Annotated in this window: 19 protein-coding genes; 7 read left to right on the top strand and 12 right to left on the bottom strand. The window is 58.0% G+C overall.

What is annotated here, in order from left to right:
- Window positions 1-70 precede the first annotated feature (70 nt).
- The 3 genes from RZ517_RS11045 to RZ517_RS11035 form a co-directional block, all read right to left on the bottom strand.
- Window positions 71-826, bottom strand: coding sequence for a hypothetical protein (locus tag RZ517_RS11045; RefSeq protein WP_338548290.1), 756 nt, complete (start codon window positions 824-826; stop codon window positions 71-73).
- Window positions 827-950: 124 nt separating this feature from the next.
- Window positions 951-1,337, bottom strand: coding sequence for a hypothetical protein (locus RZ517_RS11040; RefSeq protein WP_338548289.1), 387 nt, complete (start codon window positions 1,335-1,337; stop codon window positions 951-953).
- Window positions 1,338-1,439: 102 nt separating this feature from the next.
- On the bottom strand, window positions 1,440-1,853 hold the full coding sequence (locus RZ517_RS11035) for a DM13 domain-containing protein (protein WP_338548288.1): 414 nt from the start codon (window positions 1,851-1,853) through the stop codon (window positions 1,440-1,442).
- 315 nt (window positions 1,854-2,168) lie between these two features.
- Here RZ517_RS11035 and RZ517_RS11030 point away from each other — a divergent pair, with 315 nt between their 5' ends.
- Window positions 2,169-4,601: a GcvT family protein gene (locus RZ517_RS11030; protein ID WP_338548287.1), complete on the top strand. Its 2,433-nt coding sequence runs from the start codon at window positions 2,169-2,171 to the stop codon at window positions 4,599-4,601.
- A 94-nt stretch (window positions 4,602-4,695) separates the two neighbouring features.
- Here the strand turns inward: RZ517_RS11030 and RZ517_RS11025 are convergent, their stop codons facing one another.
- The 3 genes from RZ517_RS11025 to RZ517_RS11015 all read right to left on the bottom strand — a co-directional run bounded on the left by RZ517_RS11025 (window position 4,696) and on the right by RZ517_RS11015 (window position 8,647).
- Complete coding sequence (locus tag RZ517_RS11025; RefSeq protein WP_338548286.1) at window positions 4,696-6,003, bottom strand: HlyC/CorC family transporter; 1,308 nt, start codon at window positions 6,001-6,003, stop codon at window positions 4,696-4,698.
- A gap of 170 nt (window positions 6,004-6,173) precedes the next feature.
- Window positions 6,174-7,115, bottom strand: a complete 942-nt coding sequence (locus RZ517_RS11020) for a site-specific tyrosine recombinase XerD (protein WP_317054823.1) — start codon at window positions 7,113-7,115, stop codon at window positions 6,174-6,176.
- Window positions 7,112-8,647 carry a hypothetical protein gene (locus RZ517_RS11015; RefSeq protein ID WP_338548285.1) on the bottom strand — a complete coding sequence of 512 codons (1,536 nt, stop codon included), beginning with the start codon at window positions 8,645-8,647 and terminating at the stop codon, window positions 7,112-7,114. The genes RZ517_RS11020 and RZ517_RS11015 overlap by 4 nt, the downstream gene beginning before the upstream one ends.
- 301 nt (window positions 8,648-8,948) lie before the next feature.
- On the opposite strand from RZ517_RS11015, the gene RZ517_RS11010 reads away from it, so the two are divergent.
- Together RZ517_RS11010 and aroB are read left to right on the top strand one after the other, a co-directional pair.
- Entirely contained in the window at window positions 8,949-9,458 is a 510-nt protein-coding gene (locus tag RZ517_RS11010; protein WP_338551139.1) for a shikimate kinase, read from the top strand.
- Window positions 9,455-10,567 carry a 3-dehydroquinate synthase gene (aroB, locus tag RZ517_RS11005; protein WP_338548284.1) on the top strand — a complete coding sequence of 371 codons (1,113 nt, stop codon included), beginning with the start codon at window positions 9,455-9,457 and terminating at the stop codon, window positions 10,565-10,567. The genes RZ517_RS11010 and aroB overlap by 4 nt, the downstream gene beginning before the upstream one ends.
- Window positions 10,568-10,840: 273 nt before the next feature.
- Here aroB and arsH read toward each other — a convergent pair whose 3' ends face one another.
- From arsH to tyrS, 5 genes are all read right to left on the bottom strand, one after another.
- Window positions 10,841-11,557 carry an arsenical resistance protein ArsH gene (gene arsH, locus RZ517_RS11000; RefSeq protein WP_338548283.1) on the bottom strand — a complete coding sequence of 239 codons (717 nt, stop codon included), beginning with the start codon at window positions 11,555-11,557 and terminating at the stop codon, window positions 10,841-10,843.
- Entirely contained in the window at window positions 11,554-12,231 is a 678-nt protein-coding gene (locus tag RZ517_RS10995; protein WP_338548282.1) for an MIP/aquaporin family protein, read from the bottom strand. The genes arsH and RZ517_RS10995 overlap by 4 nt, the downstream gene beginning before the upstream one ends.
- Window positions 12,228-12,758: an arsenate reductase ArsC gene (locus RZ517_RS10990; RefSeq protein ID WP_338548281.1), complete on the bottom strand. Its 531-nt coding sequence runs from the start codon at window positions 12,756-12,758 to the stop codon at window positions 12,228-12,230. Before RZ517_RS10990 ends, RZ517_RS10995 begins: the two co-directional genes overlap by 4 nt.
- A 10-nt stretch (window positions 12,759-12,768) precedes the next feature.
- The gene (locus tag RZ517_RS10985; protein ID WP_317054818.1) at window positions 12,769-13,101 is read right to left on the bottom strand and encodes an ArsR/SmtB family transcription factor; all 333 of its coding nucleotides are present in this window, start codon (window positions 13,099-13,101) and stop codon (window positions 12,769-12,771) included.
- An 87-nt stretch (window positions 13,102-13,188) separates the two neighbouring features.
- A complete protein-coding gene (tyrS, locus tag RZ517_RS10980) occupies window positions 13,189-14,442 on the bottom strand; it encodes a tyrosine--tRNA ligase (protein WP_338548280.1) in 1,254 nt (417 codons plus the stop codon).
- 63 nt (window positions 14,443-14,505) lie between these two features.
- On the opposite strand from tyrS, the gene RZ517_RS10975 reads away from it, so the two are divergent.
- From RZ517_RS10975 to RZ517_RS10960, 4 genes are all read left to right on the top strand, one after another.
- Window positions 14,506-15,624, top strand: coding sequence for an anhydro-N-acetylmuramic acid kinase (locus RZ517_RS10975; RefSeq protein ID WP_317054816.1), 1,119 nt, complete (start codon window positions 14,506-14,508; stop codon window positions 15,622-15,624).
- On the top strand, window positions 15,621-16,355 hold the full coding sequence (locus tag RZ517_RS10970; protein ID WP_338548279.1) for a maleate cis-trans isomerase family protein: 735 nt from the start codon (window positions 15,621-15,623) through the stop codon (window positions 16,353-16,355). The genes RZ517_RS10975 and RZ517_RS10970 overlap by 4 nt, the downstream gene beginning before the upstream one ends.
- Window positions 16,352-17,494 (top strand): trans-sulfuration enzyme family protein, encoded by a 1,143-nt coding sequence (locus RZ517_RS10965; protein ID WP_338548278.1) that lies wholly within the window; start codon window positions 16,352-16,354, stop codon window positions 17,492-17,494. The genes RZ517_RS10970 and RZ517_RS10965 overlap by 4 nt, the downstream gene beginning before the upstream one ends.
- A 127-nt stretch (window positions 17,495-17,621) precedes the next feature.
- On the top strand, window positions 17,622-18,062 hold the full coding sequence (locus RZ517_RS10960) for an SMI1/KNR4 family protein (protein ID WP_338548277.1): 441 nt from the start codon (window positions 17,622-17,624) through the stop codon (window positions 18,060-18,062).
- A gap of 123 nt (window positions 18,063-18,185) precedes the next feature.
- Here the strand turns inward: RZ517_RS10960 and RZ517_RS10955 are convergent, their stop codons facing one another.
- Window positions 18,186-18,503, bottom strand: a complete 318-nt coding sequence (locus RZ517_RS10955; RefSeq protein ID WP_338548276.1) for a hypothetical protein — start codon at window positions 18,501-18,503, stop codon at window positions 18,186-18,188.
- Window positions 18,504-18,528: the final 25 nt, after the last annotated feature.

Genomic DNA, 18,528 nt, shown 5'->3' with positions numbered 1-18,528 from the left:
CAGGGTTTAGAGCGTCGGTATCACGTCGGTAATACGTCGGTATAGCGTCGGTGCGAAATCCGTCATCCGTTCATGACTTTGTCGCGTCCGTGCGGACCGCGTTGCCTAGGTCATCTGCTATCTGGCGCTGACGTTGAAAGCGACGTCTTGCTTTCATGACGATCCGCCGCCGCAGGCAGTGGGGCGTGTTGATCTGCTTGAGCAACCGAAGCTTCTTCAGAAATGCCAGCCTTTGGCGTTTGCGAAAGCTTTCTTCGGAGTAGTTCTCCGGTTTGATCTCGGTGAGCTTCTCGGCCAGCCAATCGGAGTAGAACCCGTCTTTGACATCGCGATCTTCCAGTTTGCGCGCAAAGCCGATTTCTCGGCGAATGCAGATCTTTTCGATGCGGGTGCGAAACTGGGCGCCGTCATAGCCAAACCCGGCGGCAAAGAGCCGTGCGTGGCAAAGCTCGTGCACGATGCAAAGCGCGATGTCGTCGAGGTCATAGGATTGCAGCGCTGTTGGGCCGATCACGCAGGCCTTGCGCTGAACCGAGTACCAGGCGGTCGAATAGTTGGCGGCGTCGGCAACGATGCCACCCGGCAAAAACCGTGGAATTTTGGCGAACGTGATGGGATCGATATCGGCGATCCGGTCAAGTGCGGCCTTGATCCGGCCCAGAGAGCCATCCGGCGCCCGGAAATGAATGAGGAGGCGCACATCTCGGTATTCTGATGCGTCGTGCAGCATGCGCCAGGCGATGTTGCGTAGGGCGCGCCGCAGACCCCCCAACGCCCACCGCAGCGGCGCGGTCACAAAGCCCAAGATGGTCGGTTTTCGCTGCATCTGCCACCGGTGTTGCCGCGGCGAAGAAGCGGCGCCGCATGCCCGTTCTAGCCCAAAATCGCGACAAGACTTGGACAATGCGATGGCATTCGCTGTCCGATGGCTGTTTCCGGGAATGCGATGTTTATGCCGTTCCGCACGGTCTGCGTTGGATGAGCGGCACGACCAAAAGACACCAGCCCAAAACGCCCTGACTGTGTGCTGAGAGGTTCTGAGGGCCTTGGAACGTCAGGAATTGAAGAGGTTTGATCGGACCTGGTGGCCAGCCGATGACCCATTGGTCGGGCAGGAATTCAAACAGGAGATGATAGTACTGGTAGTAAATCTGTGGCGAGACCCAGACGAAGAGCCAGAACAGCAAGATCGATCCCAGGACGCGTGGCCAAATGCGCGGGATGCGATACAAAAGGCGTGCGAGAAACAGAAACAGGATGAACAGCGTGGCGCTCAGGCACAAAAGCCCTGTGCGCCCCCAAAGGGAAAGATCAAAGAAAGAGTCTTGGGCGTACATGATCGGACCCTGTCGCAAAATCCCGCGATTGGAAATGCATATGGGCAACAAAAAACCGCCGTTTCCGGCGGTTTAATGCTGTGCTGCAGTACCTGAGGGGGATTATTTCAAAGGTGCAACGGCCAGAATGACGGTGAACTGCTCGCAGTAAATATAGAGCTCGTCATACTTATCGGTGTCGATCCCGGCGGGCACTTCGAACGTGGCTTCGCCTTTCTTGACAGTCAGTTTGTCATGGATCTTGGAGCCTTTGGCGTATTTCTCGCCCGAACCAAAGCCGATCTTGATGTCTGGTGGGTTTTTCGCGGGATCAAACACGTAGTCATCAGCAAGCACGACTTTGGTTTTGCCGTCAACTTTCTTGACTTTTACGGTGCCAGTGACGTTGTACCCTTGGCGTCCCGAAAGCGTGCCTTTACGCACATCTGATCCTGCCAGCGCCGGGGTGGCCCCCAGAGCGGCAGTGGCGGTTGCGGCCAGAGTGAGGCCCGCGAATTGACGACGTGTGAATGTCATGGAATGATCCTTTGTTGCAGTGACCTGGCGAAGATGGCGGCATGTCGGTTGTAATGCTAGAGGTCGGCCCGTCACGTTGGTTCAAGTCGAAGTGAAGCCTTTGTAACGTATTCAGGTTCTGAGGCGCTTATGACGCACGACTTGACTACCGCCGAGACGTTTTCGCAGCATGACATGTGGTGCCGCAATCCGAAACAAGCTGTCGCAAACTGAAACGACAAAACTCTACGAGCGACGAAGGATGTCGCGGAATGTGCATCAGACATGCGCGCAAGTGTGCAGTTTGATATCAAACTGGCGACAGAGGTGAGACCAATGAAGACCCACGCACAAGCAGTTGTTATCGGAGGCGGCGTGATTGGCTGCTCGGTGCTCTATCACCTGACCAAGCTGGGGTGGACGGATGTGGTGTTGCTGGAGCGCAATGAGTTGACATCAGGCTCCACATGGCATGCAGCGGCGAATATCCATGGGCTGCATGACAGCGCGAATATCTCTCGTCTGCAGCATTACACGATGAACCTTTACAATTCGCTGGAGGAGGAGACCGGGCAAAGCTGTGGCGTGTTCCAGCCTGGTTCGCTCTATCTGGCGCAGACCGAGAACCGGGAGCATCAGCTAAAGCTGCAGGCCGCCAAGGCACAGCTTTACGGGATGAACTTTCACGAGATCACTCGCGAAGAGGCCGAGGAAAAACATCCCCTCGTCAATTTCGATGGCATCCGTTGCATCATGTGGGAGCCGGATGGCGGCAATGTAGACCCTTCGGGCGTGACCAACGCCTATGCGGTTGGCGCGCGGCAGCGGGGCGCGGAAATTCACCGCTTCACGCCGGTCACGGCCACGACACAGAAGCCAGATGGCACATGGATTGTGGAGACGCCCAAGGGCAATATCGAGACCCAATGGGTGATCAACTGTGCTGGGCTTTGGGGGCGCGAAGTGGCCGCACTGGCGGGCATTGAGGTGCCGCTGCAACCCACAGAACACCAGTATTTCGTGACCGAAACGATTGCCGAGATCGACGGGATGGACCGGCGGTTGCCCTCGGTCGCGGACCGTGATGGCGAATATTACCTCCGCCAGGAAGGCAAGGGCCTGCTGATTGGGGCCTACGAGAAAGACATGAAGTTCTGGGCCGAGGACGGCACGCCGCTTGATTTTGCCCATGATCTGTTTGCCGATGATCTCGACCGGATCATGGAAAATGTCATGCGAGCAATGGACCGCGTGCCGGTTGCGGCCGAGGCCGGCATCAAGCGGGTCATCAATGGCCCGATGATCTGGTCGCCCGATAGCAACGTGATCCTTGGCCCTGTGCCGGAGTTGAAGAACTACTTCATGGTGGGCGGCATCATTCCGGGCTTCAGCCAGTCGGCAGGGATGGGCCTCATGGTCAGCCACTGGATCGTTGAGGGCGAAATGCTCTATGACATGTTCCCCTGGGATATCGCGCGGTTTGGGCTTTGGGCCAATGACAAGACATTCGTCAAAGCCAAGGTCGAGGATGTCTATGCGCATCGCTTTGCCATCCACTACCCGAATGAGGAACGTGCGGCGGGCCGGCCTGTGCGCACACGACCCATCTATGATCTGCAAAAGGACATGGGCGCGGTCTTTGGCCTCAACTACGGCTGGGAGCATCCGCAATGGTTTGCCGATGCACCGGGGGTCGAGGACACGAACGGGTTCACCCGCCAGAACTGGTGGGGACCTGTGGGTGAGGAATGCAAGATGCTGCGCGACCGCGCGGGTATCATCGATATCTCGAACTTCGCCAAGTATCACGTGAAAGGGCCGGGCGCAGAGGATTGGCTGAATGCCGTTTTTGCCAACCGGATGCCAAAATCTGTGGGTCGGTCCTGCCTCACACCGCTGATCGGTGTGCGTGGCGGAATTGCCGGGGATGCGACTGTGACCCGCGTGGCAGAAGACGAGTTCTGGGTCATCTCGTCTGGTATGGCCGAACGCTATCACAAGCGGTTCTTTGACATGGTACCATTGCCAGACGTCACGACATTTGAAAGCCACACCGAGGCCATGTGCGGCTTTAACGTGGCTGGACCCAAGTCTCGTGATATGTTGCAGCGCTTGACCAACCATTCTCTGGCGACTGAGGACATGCCGTTCATGCGATCGGCGATGATTGATCTGGCCGGTGTGCGCTGTTTGGCCCTTCGTGTGAGCTTCACCGGCGATCTGGGCTGGGAATTGCACTGCAAGACGGAAGATCAAGAAAAACTCTACCGCGCGCTTCTGGAGGTCGGCAAAGAGTTTGGCGCAGGGCCCGTGGGCGGCCGCGCCCTGATGTCGATGCGCGTGGAGAAGGGCTATGGCTCATGGTCCCGCGAATACAGCCCAGAGTATTTCCCGCATGAGGTGGGCTTTGCGCCGCTGTGCAAAATGGACAAGGACTTCCTGCACAAAGAGGCCACGGCTAAGGTGATGTCTGAGCCCACACGCGAAGAGCTTGTGCTCATTCATATTGACGAAGACGCGGTCAACGCCTCGAACGCTGATGCCACGGGCGGCGAACCCATCCGGGATTCCAAGGGCAACCCGGTGGGCCGCGTGACCTCGGGTACCTATGGTTACACAGTGGGTATGAGCCTGGCGCTTGGCTATGTGAAATCCGGCACGGTGAAGGCAGGGGATGACGTGGAAGTCATGGTTCTGGGGCAGCCACACAAAGGTCGTATCCTGCATGAGCCGCCGTTTGATCCCAAGGGCGAAAAACTGCGCGCTTGACACCTTCGGCGAGAGTTTTTGGGGAACAGTGACAGACAGGGCAAAGACCTTAATCTTTCATCGTTCTTAAAAATACTCAAACCCGGCCTGACCCTCAGAGCTTGCGGATCTTCAGCTTGGTGATGCGGTTGTCCTGCTTTTCGACGACTTCAAAGCGGAAGCCGTGGAAGTTGAAGACCTGCTTCACGTTGGGGATGATCTGAGCCTCATGAATGACCAAACCAGCGACGGTGTTGGCCTCATCATCGGGCAGGGTCCAGTCTGTCGCGCGGTTGAGGTCGCGGATGGTCATGGCGCCGTCAATGAGAAATTGGTCATCATCGGCGCGCCGGATCGGATGCTCGGCTTGTGGGTCGAATTCGTCCGTAATCTCACCGACGATCTCTTCCAAAATATCCTCCAGAGTGATCAGACCCTGAAGGTCACCATACTCATCGACCACCAGTGCAAAATGCGAACGCATGCGCAGGAATTGCCGCATCTGGTCGTCCAGCGTGGTGGTTTCCGGCACAAAATAAGGCTTCATCGCCACCGAGCAGATGTCAAAATTCTTCAGCAACTCGCGATTGCCGAAATCCTGCGTGATCAGCTTGTGCATGGCGCGCAAGAGGTCTTTGGCATGGACCACGCCGATGATGTTGTCGGGGTCATCTCGGAAAACGGGCAGGCGGGTGTGATTGCTTTTCAGGCATTGATCAAGGATCGCCTCGGGGTCCAGCTCGGCGTCGATCATTTCGATCTGGCTGCGGTGAAGCATGATTTCTTCCACAGCACGTTCGCCAAGATCCAGAGCGCCAAGGATGCGGTCGCGGTCTTCTTTTTCGACCACACCTTCGGAATGGCCGAGGTAAAGCGCACCGGCGATCTCCTCGCGCACGGCAAGGATGTGACTGTCCGGATCGGTTTTGACGCCAAACAGGCTCAGGACACCGCGCACCAGAACCCGCACCGCCGATACGACCGGATCAAAGATGCGAATGATAAACTTGATGACCGGGGCGGCCTTGGAGGCGGCCACTTCGGCGTTCGTGATGGCGTAGGTTTTTGGCAAAACCTCAGCGAAGATAAGAACCAGCAAGGTCATGACCAGTGTGGCCAGAGCCACTCCGGATTCGCCGAAAAGCCGCGTGAAGAGGGCCGTGGCCAGCGACGTGGCCAAGATGTTTACAAGGTTATTGCCCAAAAGGACCGAGCCAATCAGGCGTTCATTGTCTTCTGTGATCTCAAGCGCCTTTTCGGCGCCTTTTGAGCCTTTTTCAGCCTGCGCACGCAATTTACCGCGCGACGCAGCCGTCAGCGCGGTTTCACTGCCCGAGAAACAGGCCGAGAGGACCAAGAGCCCAAGAATTGAAAGGCAGGTGATCCAAAAGGCCGCGTCGAGCGAAGATGATACGGGTTCCATCTAGGGTCTTATCCAAGTAGTTCCTTGGGTTATGGGGTGCAGAGCGGTGTCATTCAAGGGACAGCCATCATGAAGGTTCAAGACCTTGGCAATCTGGACACGGATGTCTTTCTTTTTTGATGGGTCGCGCTTCGACGTCTCATTGGATTTGCCCCAACAAGCGGCCAAACCTAATCCTCGCCGCGCGCCCGTTTCATCATGGGATGTGCATCGTTCACCAGGTCGCGCAGATGTTCATCCAGCACATGGGTGTAAATCTCGGTCGTGGCCACGTCGGCATGACCCAGAAGGGTTTGGATCACGCGCAGGTCTGCCCCGTTGGCCAGAAGATGCGTAGCAAAGGCATGGCGCAACGTATGTGGTGTCACCTTGTCAGGGGACACGCCGGCACAGACGGCTAACTCTTTGATCAGCATGTAAAACCTGTGTCGTGTCATATGCCCCAGTTTGCCGGAGGATGGGAAGAGAAACGCCGAATCCGGTTTGCACTCTGCACGTTTCTTTTCTTGTGCCGTGTCGCGATGCGCCAGCCAATCCTCAACCGCCTCATGGGCCGAGGGCGACAGCGGGACCATGCGTTCCTTGCCGCCCTTGCCCTTGATCAGGAGCATTTCAGGACCGCCTCGCACGGTGGCCACCGGCAGGGAGACAAGCTCACTCACCCGCATGCCGGTGGCATAGAGAAGCTCCATCAAACAGGTATTGCGGCTGCGGTCAGCTTCCGTGCGCCCGACCTCTGTGGCGGCGCGCAAAAGCCGGTCCACCTCATCCAGATCGAGCGTCTTGGGCAGGGATTTTTCCCGTCCCGGACCGCTGATCTTGATGGCGGGGTTGTCGTCACGCAGGCGTTCGTCAAAAGCAAAGCGGTAAAACTGTTTAATCGCCGACAGCCGCCGCGCGCGGGTTGATCGCGCCAGTCCCTGATCATCGCAATGGGTGAGATACGCCTCGATCTCAAGCTGTCCTGCGGTGCAGGGATCATGCCCTTCCTTGACGGACCAGTCGGCATAGTCGCGCAGGTCACGGGCATAGGCCTGCAACGTGTTTTCCGATGCCCCCAACTCAGCGGCCTGCGCCTCTAGAAACCCCGACATCCAATGCCGGGCGGTCATGAGCGCGCCTTGAGCAGCAGGATTTGCAAGGCGGCACGGCGGGCGGTGTCCTCTAGCCCCACGGCACGTAGGGTCGACAGGCCAGAGATGATATCGCGGCTTTGGTTGGGGCCTGCGGCATCAAGTTGAAGGGCGGCACTCAGAATGGCCTGTCCCAGACGGCCCGTGTCGAGCATGCCACGATGATCAGGCGAGGCTTCGGTTCGCCCAAAAGCCTCGGCGATGGCAATCTCGGTTGTGCTGGCCGCAAGGCTGCGGTCCGGCGTGCCAAGGGCGACAGATTGCAGGAACCGGTCGGTTCTGTTGTTGGGCTGCAAAGCTTGCGCCAGCGTCTCATAGTCTGGTGACAAAAGGCCCGCATGGTAGGCCATCGAGGCCGCAGGTGTTGGCAAATCCAGTCGCGCCAGGGCAGGGCCGTAGAGCGTCGCCAGCGCCACTGCGAGGCCTTCGCGCCGCATGTCTGGCCAGAGTTTTGTCAAGGCGCGTGCCACGGCATCGGTGTTGTTTTGGTTCAAAGCGCGTTCCAAAGCCTGAACACCGGAAACGCGTTCCCACACACCACCGGAGGCTGCGGGGCGTTGCGACGTGTAAAGGCCCAAAAGACGATTGGCGGGCAGGGCGCCTGTGTGGGCAAGCCGTTCGGCTGCTTCAATTTCTGCTTTCCAGCCAGAAACGCCACGCAGATCCGCCACGGCAAAGGCGCGTGGCAGATTGCGTGTGGGCATGGGCGTGCCTGCGGCCTCAAAAAGTCGGAAACCGAGCGGTGTCATGTTTCGGCTGGGCGGCAGGTTGGGTGCGGCTTCTATTGTCTCAGGATCAAGGTATTGCGCCAAAAGGGTGCCGGTCGTGTCATCCAGCAGACCAAGGGCATTGGCCGTCTCAAACGTGAGTGCTGCCGTTTGCCAGTCGCCATCTCGGGCCGAACAGAAAATCCGCGTCTCATAGTTTTGTGTGAGCGTGGGGTTGGCAGAGAGGGCTCGACAGGCCTGATCTTCGGTCCCGGTCAAAAGCGCCAGATCGAACCAAAGATCAAAGACCGCAGGCTGTTGCGGACCAGCTTGTTCGATCAGGGCAAGGGCGGGATCCACTGCGCCCATCCGCATGAGCGTCGCGGCGCGGTCCTGCAAGAAGGTCTCGGATGGCGCGTTTTGTGCGCTAGGCGCCTCTGCTTCGGCCAGAAGCAGTGTGTAATAGAGCGCCTGAAGCGCGGGCAGCGGATCAGTCGATATGCGATCAAACATCGCCGATATCGTGTCCGCCTGCGACGCAGACCAAAGCTCTGGCGGCAGCCCGGTTGTGCTAAACGGCAAAAGCCCGATTGTCTCGGATTGTGTCGTGCCAAGAGGGGCGACCGTTACATCTGGTGTCGTGCTGCCAGTCTCTTCGGGTGTGTCCAGCAACGGCGTGACAAGCGGTTGAGTCAGGCTGATTGGGGCGGGATCCTTCAGCCAGTCAATCGCGGACAGCGGCTCTTCGGCGAGGGCTGGGGACGCGATGATAGAAACAAGTGTTAACGCGTTAAGAACTCTCAAGAATGATTTCCTGACGGATCTCTTCGCTTGGCGGAGAAAAGTCAGCGCCGAAAAACGGCCCGATATATGCGTATGCCACCAACGCGATGAACCCCAATCCGATTAAGTACAGCAAAAATTTTATAAGCCGTAACATGTTGCGCCTGCCTGCTCGCTTTCCATTGTTTTGTCCAACTTATAACTGGCCTTTTGCCCAAGATCACGTCATTCAGTGACAAAGCTTGAAAAATTGGCAGGGGAGCGCCGAAGTTTGACCTCGGAAAACACCTGGAAGTTGAAAAAAACGGTGGTTCTTGTGGGGATGATGGGCGCAGGAAAAACCGCTGTGGGCAAGGCGTTGGCGGCCATGCTTGATGTACCGTTCCTTGACTCGGATGTCGAGATCGTGGCTGCGGCCAATATGTCGATCAAAGAAATTTTTGAGCGTGACGGCGAGGCTTTTTTCCGGGATCGTGAGAGCGAGGTGATCGAACGGCTTTTGGACGAGGAACGAGGCATTCTATCCGCCGGAGGTGGCGCGTTTCTATCTGAGCGTAACAGAGCCATGATCCACGACAAGGGCGTATCCGTGTGGCTTAAGGCTGATCTGGACCTCTTGTGGAACCGCGTAAAACATAAGGATACCAGACCGTTATTGCGCACAGATAATCCTTTTCAGACGCTGAAGTCGCTTTATGAAGAACGCCTTCCGCGGTACCAGATGGCTGATCTGGAGGTTGAAGCACGCCCTGAGTACTCGATAGACACTATGGCGGGTCACGTGCGGAACGCGCTTTTGGGGCGCAAAGACGTGTTGGAGGCACTGTCATGATCGAAACGGTGCATGTGGGGTTGGGCGAGCGCGCCTATGACGTTCATATCGGGTCCGGCGTGTTGCCGGATGCAGGGCGGTACATAACCCCGCTTCTCAACCGTCCGCAGGTGGCGATCATCAGCGATGAAACCGTCGCGGGCGCGCATCTGGCGACGTTAACTAAGGCGCTGGAGGTTGCGGGCGTTCAGTCATCTTCATTAACCTTGCCCGCAGGAGAGGCGACAAAATCCTGGCCGCACTTCGAACGCGCGGTGGAATGGCTTTTGTCAGAAAAGGTCGAGCGTCGGGATGTGGTCATCGCCCTGGGCGGCGGGGTGATCGGAGACCTCGTGGGCTTTGCCGCCGCCGTTTTGCGGCGCGGCGTGCGTTTTGTTCAGATTCCCACCAGCCTGTTGGCGCAGGTTGACAGCTCTGTGGGCGGTAAAACAGGGATCAACGCGCCGCATGGCAAGAACCTGATCGGGGCGTTTCATCAGCCGGCTATGGTGCTTGCCGACATTGACGTGCTCGACACGCTGACCGAGCGCGATTTCCTTGCCGGCTATGGCGAGGTGGTGAAATACGGGCTTCTAGGCGATGCGGCGTTTTTCGACTGGCTGGAGGCAAATGGCCCTGATGTGGCAGGCGGGGGCAAAGAGGCACGGCTCTATGCGGTCAAACGCTCGGTTGAGATGAAGGCCGAGATCGTGGTGCGCGACGAGACCGAGATGGGCGACCGCGCGCTTTTGAACCTGGGCCACACGTTCTGCCATGCGCTGGAGGCGGCGACGGGATATTCGGACCGGCTGTTGCATGGGGAAGGCGTAGCCGTCGGCTGTGCGCTGGCGTTTGAGTTATCGTCGCGTATGGGGCTATGTGCGCAGGAGGATCCAAGCCGCGTGCGGGCGCATCTGCGTGGCATGAAGATGAAGGTTGATCTGTCTGATATATCAGGAGAATTGCCTGATGCGGAGGGTTTGCTGGACCTTATGGCACAGGACAAGAAGGTGATCGACGACCGCCTGCGATTTATCCTGGCGCGCGGCATTGGCGAAGCATTTGTCGCCGAGGATGTCGATCCTGTTCAGGTGCGTGGGTTGTTGCAGGATGCTCTTGCCACGCGGTAGTGGGCGGCTGTGCAGGACGAAGCTGCCGTTTGATTTACGCCGTGCCAGCGACGGACCGGGGGACGGCGCGTTTTTCGTTTGATAGGTGCGCTTTATGCCTGCCAAGCCATCATGACGGATATTCGTAGCGCCTAGCATCGACAAAGCGACGGCCCTTAGGGCCGGTCCGTCGCTGGCACGGCGGGGCTGCGCCCCTCGATTCCGTGCCCTTGGCGAGGTGAACGAATGTCTTTGAAGGACTCAAAACAGAAATTCCGCAAAAACAAACCACCCTCAAATCGCCTTCGGTGCATTCACCCGTTTCGACAACGTTTCAAGGCTTTCCACCCGCTCGGAATACCGATCCGTAAGATACTCAGACTGCGCACGGGTCAACAGCGTGTACTTCATCAGCTCTTCCATCACATCCACGATGCGGTTGTAGTAGGGGCCCGGCTTCATGCGGCCGTGTTTGTCGAACTCATCCCAGGCTTTGGGCACCGAAGACTGGTTGGGAATGGTCAGCATCCGCATCCAGCGCCCCAGGATGCGCATCTGGTTGACCGCGTTAAAGCTTTGCGACCCGCCGCAGACCTGCGCCAGCGCGAGTGTCTTGCCTTGTGTGGGGCGAATGCCGCCAATCGGAGCCAGCGGGATCCAGTCGATCATCGATTTCATCACGCCGGTCATCGCCCCGTGGCGCTCAGGGCTGACCCAGACCATGCCTTCCGACCACATGACCAACTCACGCAGCTCGGCGACCTTGGGATGGGTGACCTCTGCATCATCGGGCAAGGGTAGGCCTTGCGGATCAAATGACTTTGTGTCCGCGCCCAGATGGGTCAACAGCCGAGCGGCCTCTTCGCTGAGAAACCTTGAATAAGAATGCTCTCGCAGGCTGCCGTAGAGCAGGAGGATGCGCGGTGGATGCGTCGGTCTTTCTGTTGGAAAAAGGCGCGCATCCTTCACGCGGTGCAGCGCATCCGGCGCAAGGTTTGGGCATTCGCTCATGCGCGTTCCACATAGGGTGTGGCCTTCAAAAGCCAACCAAAGAGGGCCACGGCAATGGCCGCCCCGATGATTTCAGCAGTGATAAAGCCGGGCAGGTCCGCCGGCCTGATGCCGGAAAATGTGTCCGTGAACGCCCGAGAAATGGCTACGGCCGGATTGGCAAATGAGGTCGACGCGGTGAACCAGTAGGCCGCGGTGATATAAAGGCCCACCAACATGGGCACGGCCTCTGCCTTGAACCGCAACCCGCCCAGGATCACACCGACCAAGCCAAAGGTGGCCACAACCTCGGCAAACCACTGCGCGCCGCCTGTGCGTACGGTTGTCGACGCTTGGAACAGGTCCAGGGCGAACATGCCATGAGCGATGACCGTGCCAAGGACACCGCCTGCGACCTGCACCACCATGAACGCCATCGCGTCGCTCCCGGAAATCTCTCGCCGGAGCAGGAAGGCAAAGGTCACGGCCGGGTTGAAATGCGCGCCGGAGATTGGCCCCAGAATGGTGATCAGCACGAACAGGATGGCCCCGGTCGGGATCGCATTGCCCAACAAGGCCACGGCGACATCTTCCGTCAGCGTCTCGGCCATAATGCCCGAGCCGACCACGGTGCAGACCAGCAAGAGCGTACCCAGAAATTCCGCCGTGAGGCGACGTGGTAAGTCAAACGTCATGTGGGTTCAGGATCCTTTTGGTCTTTGTGCGCGCCAATGGCGTCGAGTTCTTTCTTGAGCGTCAGCCCGTCCAGTTGCGAGAACGGCAGGTTCACAAAGATGGAAATGCGGTTGCGCAGCATGCGGTAGGTGTCGTGAAAGGCCAGGCCAATTTCGGCATCAGAGCCGGTGACTGCGGCGGGGTCGGGCAGACCCCAATGCGCGCTGATGGGTTGTCCCGGCCAGAACGGGCAGGTCTCATTGGCAGCGTTGTCACAAACGGTGAAGACGAAATCCATGTTCGGGGCGTCGGGTCCGGAAAACTCATCCCAGCTTTTGGAGCGTAAGCCGCTGGTGTCGTGGTTGAGCTGTTCCAGCACGGCGATGGCGTGCGGGTTTGGCGCGCCAGTGGGCTGTGACCCGGCGGAATAGGCGTTGAACCGTCCCAAGCCCTCGCGCTGCATGACCGCTTCGGCGATGAGTGAGCGAGCGGAGTTTCCGGTGCAGAGAAACAGGACGTTTTTCAATTCGGATGAACTTGACGACATGGCATGGTCCTCAGCATGGGCAGGCAAGTTGTTGGATCAGGGGTTGGCATTCAGCAGGATTTCCACCGCAGCAATCCTCGATCAGAAAACCCAGAAGGTTTTGAATACCCCCTACATTGGCTCGGTACAGAATGGTGCGCCCGTCGCGTTCCGAAACGATCAGACCTGCCTGCGTAAGGATCGACAGATGCGATGACATGGTGTTCTGCCGCACGCCGCAGGTTGTCGCGATGTCACCCGCGGCAAGCCCTTCGGGCCCGGCCCGCATCAACAGGCGAAACACCTCAAGCCGGGTCTCATGCGAGAGCGCCTGCAGGGCGGAAAGGGCGGTAGATGTATCCATGCATCGGGAATTATCGATATATGAGCCATGATGCAATCGATGTTCTGCGAAAGTTTTGTGACAGGCCGCGTTATCCGCAAATTCCGATCAGTCGACGAGCTTCACCAGCGCATGCCGTTTTTTTCCGGCCGAAAGCTTGATCGGTGAGGAGAGGGCATTTGCATCGATCATCAGACCAGCATCGGTGAGCGGGGCATCGTCAAGTTTGGCCCCATTTTCCGCAATCAATCGCTTGGCATCCTTGCCGGATTTGGCAAGGCCGCATTTCACGATTAGCTGCACGATGGACACGCCGTCACCGATATCCGACGCAGACAGTTCAAGTGTTGGCAAATCATCCCCAACGCCGCCTTTCTCAAAGACCTCGCGTGCTGTGGTTTCTGCGGCCTGCGCGGCATCAGCCCCATGCAAAAGCGTTGTGACCTCATTGGCCAGAATGATCTTGGCCGCGTTGATCTCTGATCCGGCGAGTGCGCCGAGGCGGTCGCATTCATCCACTGGCAATTCGGTGTAAAGCTTCAGGAAGCGCCCCACATCGGCATCCATCGTGTTGCGCCAGAATTGCCAGAACGTGTAGGGCGCGCACATGTCGGCATTGAGCCAGACAGCGCCATCCTGGCTTTTGCCCATCTTGCGGCCATCGGCGGTTTCCAGCAGCGGTGACGTGAGGCCGTAAACCTCGTGATCAAGGACACGCCGCGTCAGGTCGATGCCGTTCACGATATTGCCCCACTGATCCGAACCGCCCATCTGCAGGAGACAGCCATAGCGGCGGTTCAGCTCCATGAAGTCATAGGCCTGCAGGATCATGTAGTTGAATTCGAGAAAGCTGAGGCTTTGTTCCCGGTCCAGACGCGATTTTACCGACTCAAAGGCCAGCATGCGGTTGACCGAGAAATGCCGGCCAATGTCGCGCAGAAATTCGATGTATTTCAGACCGCTCAACCATTCATCATTGTTGAGCATAACGGCATCGGTGGCCCGGTCACCGTAATTCACATAGGCGGCAAACACCTTCTGAATGCCATCAATATTGGCCTGAATGGCCGCATCATCGAGCAGGGGGCGTTCATCGGCGCGAAAACTCGGGTCGCCCACCTTTGTCGTGCCCCCGCCCATCAGCGTAATCGGCTTGTGTCCGGTCTTTTGCAGCCAGCGCAGCATCATGATTTGAATGAGCGAGCCCACATGCAGCGATTTCGCGGTGGCATCAAAGCCGATATAGGCCGGGACCACGCCTTTGATCAGAGCCGCGTCAAGCGCCGCAAGATCAGTGCAATCGGCCATAAAGCCGCGCTCGATCATCACGCGCAGGAAATCTGATTTCGGTTGGGTGGTCATATCGCTTGTCCCGGGTGTCTTTGCGCGGCATGTATAGGGGCGGTTTGAACGAAGGAAAAGGCCATGTTGAAGGCCCGGATCAAAGCGGGCCCGGTTTGGGCCTTGGGGGCGATGTCGGGCACCTCGTTGGACGGGGTGGACGCGGCCATGGTTCAGACCGATGGCGAGGTGATTTTCGGCTTTGGCGAGACGGCCTATCGCGGCTATTCCCGTGCTGAGGAAGAAGTGTTGCGCGACGCATTGGGCAAATGGCCCGGCGAGGTGGGACAAGAGGCATTGCCGATGGTGCAACAGGCGCATCTCGACGTGCTCTCAGGCTTTGAGGGGGCCGAGATCGTTGGCTTTCACGGTCAGACATTGGCGCATGAGCCAAAGGGGCGTGGCACGCATCAGATGGGCGATGGCGCAGCTTTGGCCGAGGCGCTCAACCTGCCGGTCGTTTGGGATTTTCGCAGTGCCGATGTGGAACTGGGCGGGGAGGGCGCGCCACTTGCGCCGTTTTTCCATTTCGCCTGTGCCAAATGGATGCAGGCCGAGCGGCCTTTGGCCTTTCTCAATCTGGGGGGCGTGGGCAACCTCACCTGGATTGATCCGACAAAGGACAAACCCGAAGAGGAGGGCGCGCTGCTGGCCTTTGACACGGGTCCGGCGAATGCGCCGATCAATGATGTGATGATGGACCGGCGTAGTGAGCCGTTTGATCGCGATGGGAAACTTGCGCTGCAAGGGACTGTGGCTCAAGGCGCGCTAGAGCTGTTTCTTGAAGACATCTATTTCCGGAAAATTCCGCCCAAGTCGCTCGACCGGGATGCCTTTGCCGACATGATCGGTCTGGTGCGTGAGCTGAGCGATGCCGATGCGGTGGCGACACTCACGGGCATGGCTGCGGCAGCGGTGCTGCAGGGTATGGAGCATTGTCCAACCCCGCCAGAGCGCGTGTTGGTCTGTGGTGGCGGGCGCAAGAACCCGGTGATGATGGCGATGCTGCGCGCCGCTTTGGACGCAAAAGTTGACCCGGTAGAGGCGGTCGGGCTTGATGGCGATATGCTGGAGGCGCAAGCCTTTGCACATTTGGCCGTGCGCGTGCTGCGCGGATTGCCTACGTCTTGTCCCAGCACAACCGGGGTTGGGGCCGCTGTTGCAGGCGGTACACTTAGCTGGCCCAGAGGAGAGGCACCATGACATATGAATTGGATCACGGCATGGCCCGACGTCTTGGCCTGGTGGTCTTGAGCACCGATGAAACGCTGGAGGTTGAGGCGCGTCAGACATTACAGGGCCGCGATGTGGGGCTGTATCATACGCGCATCTACTCCGCGCCTTCCGTGACACCCCAGTCGCTGATGGATATGCAGGCGCGCGTGGCCGCGTCAGTGTCGCTTTTGCCGGATACGGTTGAGGCGATTGGCTATGGCTGCACCTCGGCCTCTGTCTTGATCGGGCCTGATGCGGTGACAGAGCAGGTGCATGCCGTGCGCCCGGGCCTTCCGGTCACAAATCCGATCAGCGGCGTGCTGGCGGGTTTGCAGGCGCTCAGCGCCAAGCGGATCATCATGATCACGCCTTACACCAGCCAGGTGGCCAGCCCGATGCGGCAGTTTCTGGAGGCGCGCGGGATCGCGGTCGTGCATGAGACCAGCTTTGGCGAAGAGATCGACCCCAATGTGGCCCGGATCAGCGAGACCTCGACCAAGACCGCAATTCTTGAGGCACTGCAGAACCATAAGGCCGATGCGGTCTTTGCCTCCTGCACCAATTTGCGCACCTATGGGATCATCGACACATTGGAAGCTGAAACTGGCGTGCCGGTCATAAGTTCCAATCAGGCACTTTTGTGGCATTTGCTACGGGTGGCAGAGATTGACGCCAACGGCTGGGGGCCGGGGCGGTTGTTCCAAAAAGGGCTGGCATGAGGGAGAGAGACATGAAACCCGCCACGATTGCAGCCCGTGGGGCCGGGGCCACGGATAAGGCCACGGCAGGTCTTGTGCCGGGCATCCACCCGGCGACAACGTTTTTGCGCGATCCGGAGTATGCGCTGTTGAATGCAGCAAATTCCTATGCGCGCGATCACAATGATACGGTGCGCGCGTCTGAGGACGTCTTGCGCCAGTTAGAGGGCGCAGCGGACACACTCTTGTTCCCTTCTGGCATGGCCGCCGCTGCGTCGGTGCTGCGCACCGTGCGCGATGGTGGGCGGATTGTGCTGCAATCAGGCATCTACCACGGCGTGACTACCTTTGCCGAGGCGTTCGCGGCGCGACGCGGTATTGCTTTGGACCGGATAGACGCCTCTGATCCTGAGGTGCTGACACAAGTCTGCGCCACACCTGCCGATTTGGTCTGGATTGAGGTGCCGTCGAACCCGTGGCTGAAGATCACCGATATCGCACAGGCCGCTGCGCTGGCACATGGGGCAGGGGCAAAGCTGGTGGTGGATGGAACGGCCGCCAGCCCGGTGCTGACGCAGGCTTTGGCGTTTGGTGCCGATATCTCGATGCACTCGACCACGAAGGCCATCAATGGTCATTCCGATGTGGTGGGCGGGGTTTTATCCTGCCGCGACGCTGAGAATGACCTGTGGGCGGATATTAAGACCGACCGATTGCAGGCCGGGGCGATCATGGGCCCGTTTGAAGCCTGGCTGACCCTGCGCGGCATGCGCACACTGCCACTGCGGATGGAACGGATGAGTGCCAATGCGCAGGCTTTGGCAGAATTTCTGGATGCCCATGCGGCGGTGGAGCAGGTGCTGTATCCCGGTCTTTCCGATCACCCCGGCCATGCGCTGGCCAAGCGGCAGATGTGTGGCGGGTTTGGGTATCTGATGTCGTTTATCGTCAAGGGCGGGGCTGATGCGGCGCTGGCGGTGGCCGGGCGGTTGAAGCTCATCCACCGGGCCACGTCTTTGGGCGGGGTTGAGAGCCTGATTGAGCACCGTCCCACGATTGAGCCTCAGTCAGGCTTGCCGGGAGGGATGCTTCGGTTTTCCGTGGGGATTGAGGATGTCGAGGATTTGAAGGGGGATTTGGCGCAGGCGTTGGAGGGGTGAAGGCCGGGTGTGCGGACAAAGCGGCCCCATAGTTCTTGATAGTTGTTCAGTCGAGAACGACATGTTTTAAGCTTGTTTGAAGGTTTACAAAAGAATCCCCTAACCACTTTGGAAAACTGACATTGCCATGATGACACAAGACTTTCGCAAGCTATGCGAAACAGGCCTAGTTTCTGGAGGGGTTTGCCCGACATTGATTGCGGAAGCGCAAGAAACTTTGGGAGTTGTTTTCCCAGCAGCTTATCGAGAGTTTTTGGAAGAGTTCGGAGCGGTTATGGCTAAAGGGTTTCAGATTTACGGGATAATCGAACGGTCTAAAAACGATCCTCCGATGTGGCAACAGGTTGTTGACGAATGCAGAAAACTTCGGGAATGGCAACAAGTAGGAACTGAGAGACGTCATTTTATTCCTATTTCAGACGACGGAATGGGGGTCTATTTTTTCCTCGATACCGACCCATCTGGAAATGGTGAAGTTCATGCGGTTGGGCCCGGCGTTGATCAGATCATTTCTAAGAACCTTGACGATTTCGCTATTGGATATGCCTTAGGCAGACTGCAATTTTGACAATGAGTTGAAGCGCGCTTTGGGCTCATTGCAGTCATCCAACGCTTTTGGTTGCAATATCAGGGCTGATTGGCGGGTCTGCGGGACCTAAAAGACGCAGTTTTGGCGCGGCTGTAAGACGCTTCATCGCAACACGAAACCACTCTCAACCGCTTCAATCTCGAAGTCTCTAAGATAATCAGCTCCTATCAAGTCTGCTGTTTCCAACCCAGAAACTACGATGGACTTCCATTCTGGTTGATGGTCAGCAATAAGCTCAAGTACCTGATAGAGCTGATACGCAATTGTTTCACTCTCGTCCCTTGAGAAATACGCGCTGCCAGATTGGAGTTCGTTGTAGTGACGGCGGAACCAATCTCTGTTTTTTTCGCTGTCAACGATCCAGACGGTGCCTGAAGCATCCCCATCGTATTCACAATCAAAAATTACCGATACTTCCATATGCCAAAGTATATGAAACCAGGCT

Source organism: Roseovarius sp. S88 (assembly GCF_037023735.1).
Taxonomy (GTDB): Bacteria; Pseudomonadota; Alphaproteobacteria; order Rhodobacterales; family Rhodobacteraceae; genus Roseovarius; species Roseovarius phycicola.
The sequence above is the reverse complement of the archived record's forward strand: the minus strand, read 5'-3'. Positions and strand labels throughout refer to the sequence as shown.

Coding starts and splice junctions, on each gene's coding strand:
- RZ517_RS11045 (WP_338548290.1), bottom strand. CDS start 826: ATGCAGCGAAAACCGACCATCTTGGGCTTTGTGACCGCGCCGCTGCGG.
- RZ517_RS11040 (WP_338548289.1), bottom strand. CDS start 1,337: ATGTACGCCCAAGACTCTTTCTTTGATCTTTCCCTTTGGGGGCGCACA.
- RZ517_RS11035 (WP_338548288.1), bottom strand. CDS start 1,853: ATGACATTCACACGTCGTCAATTCGCGGGCCTCACTCTGGCCGCAACC.
- RZ517_RS11030 (WP_338548287.1), top strand. CDS start 2,169: ATGAAGACCCACGCACAAGCAGTTGTTATCGGAGGCGGCGTGATTGGC.
- RZ517_RS11025 (WP_338548286.1), bottom strand. CDS start 6,003: ATGGAACCCGTATCATCTTCGCTCGACGCGGCCTTTTGGATCACCTGC.
- RZ517_RS11020 (WP_317054823.1), bottom strand. CDS start 7,115: ATGACCGCCCGGCATTGGATGTCGGGGTTTCTAGAGGCGCAGGCCGCT.
- RZ517_RS11010 (WP_338551139.1), top strand. CDS start 8,949: ATGATGGGCGCAGGAAAAACCGCTGTGGGCAAGGCGTTGGCGGCCATG.
- aroB (WP_338548284.1), top strand. CDS start 9,455: ATGATCGAAACGGTGCATGTGGGGTTGGGCGAGCGCGCCTATGACGTT.
- arsH (WP_338548283.1), bottom strand. CDS start 11,557: ATGAGCGAATGCCCAAACCTTGCGCCGGATGCGCTGCACCGCGTGAAG.
- RZ517_RS10995 (WP_338548282.1), bottom strand. CDS start 12,231: ATGACGTTTGACTTACCACGTCGCCTCACGGCGGAATTTCTGGGTACG.
- RZ517_RS10990 (WP_338548281.1), bottom strand. CDS start 12,758: ATGTCGTCAAGTTCATCCGAATTGAAAAACGTCCTGTTTCTCTGCACC.
- RZ517_RS10985 (WP_317054818.1), bottom strand. CDS start 13,101: ATGGATACATCTACCGCCCTTTCCGCCCTGCAGGCGCTCTCGCATGAG.
- tyrS (WP_338548280.1), bottom strand. CDS start 14,442: ATGACCACCCAACCGAAATCAGATTTCCTGCGCGTGATGATCGAGCGC.
- RZ517_RS10975 (WP_317054816.1), top strand. CDS start 14,506: ATGTTGAAGGCCCGGATCAAAGCGGGCCCGGTTTGGGCCTTGGGGGCG.
- RZ517_RS10970 (WP_338548279.1), top strand. CDS start 15,621: ATGACATATGAATTGGATCACGGCATGGCCCGACGTCTTGGCCTGGTG.
- RZ517_RS10965 (WP_338548278.1), top strand. CDS start 16,352: ATGAGGGAGAGAGACATGAAACCCGCCACGATTGCAGCCCGTGGGGCC.
- RZ517_RS10960 (WP_338548277.1), top strand. CDS start 17,622: ATGATGACACAAGACTTTCGCAAGCTATGCGAAACAGGCCTAGTTTCT.
- RZ517_RS10955 (WP_338548276.1), bottom strand. CDS start 18,503: ATGGAAGTATCGGTAATTTTTGATTGTGAATACGATGGGGATGCTTCA.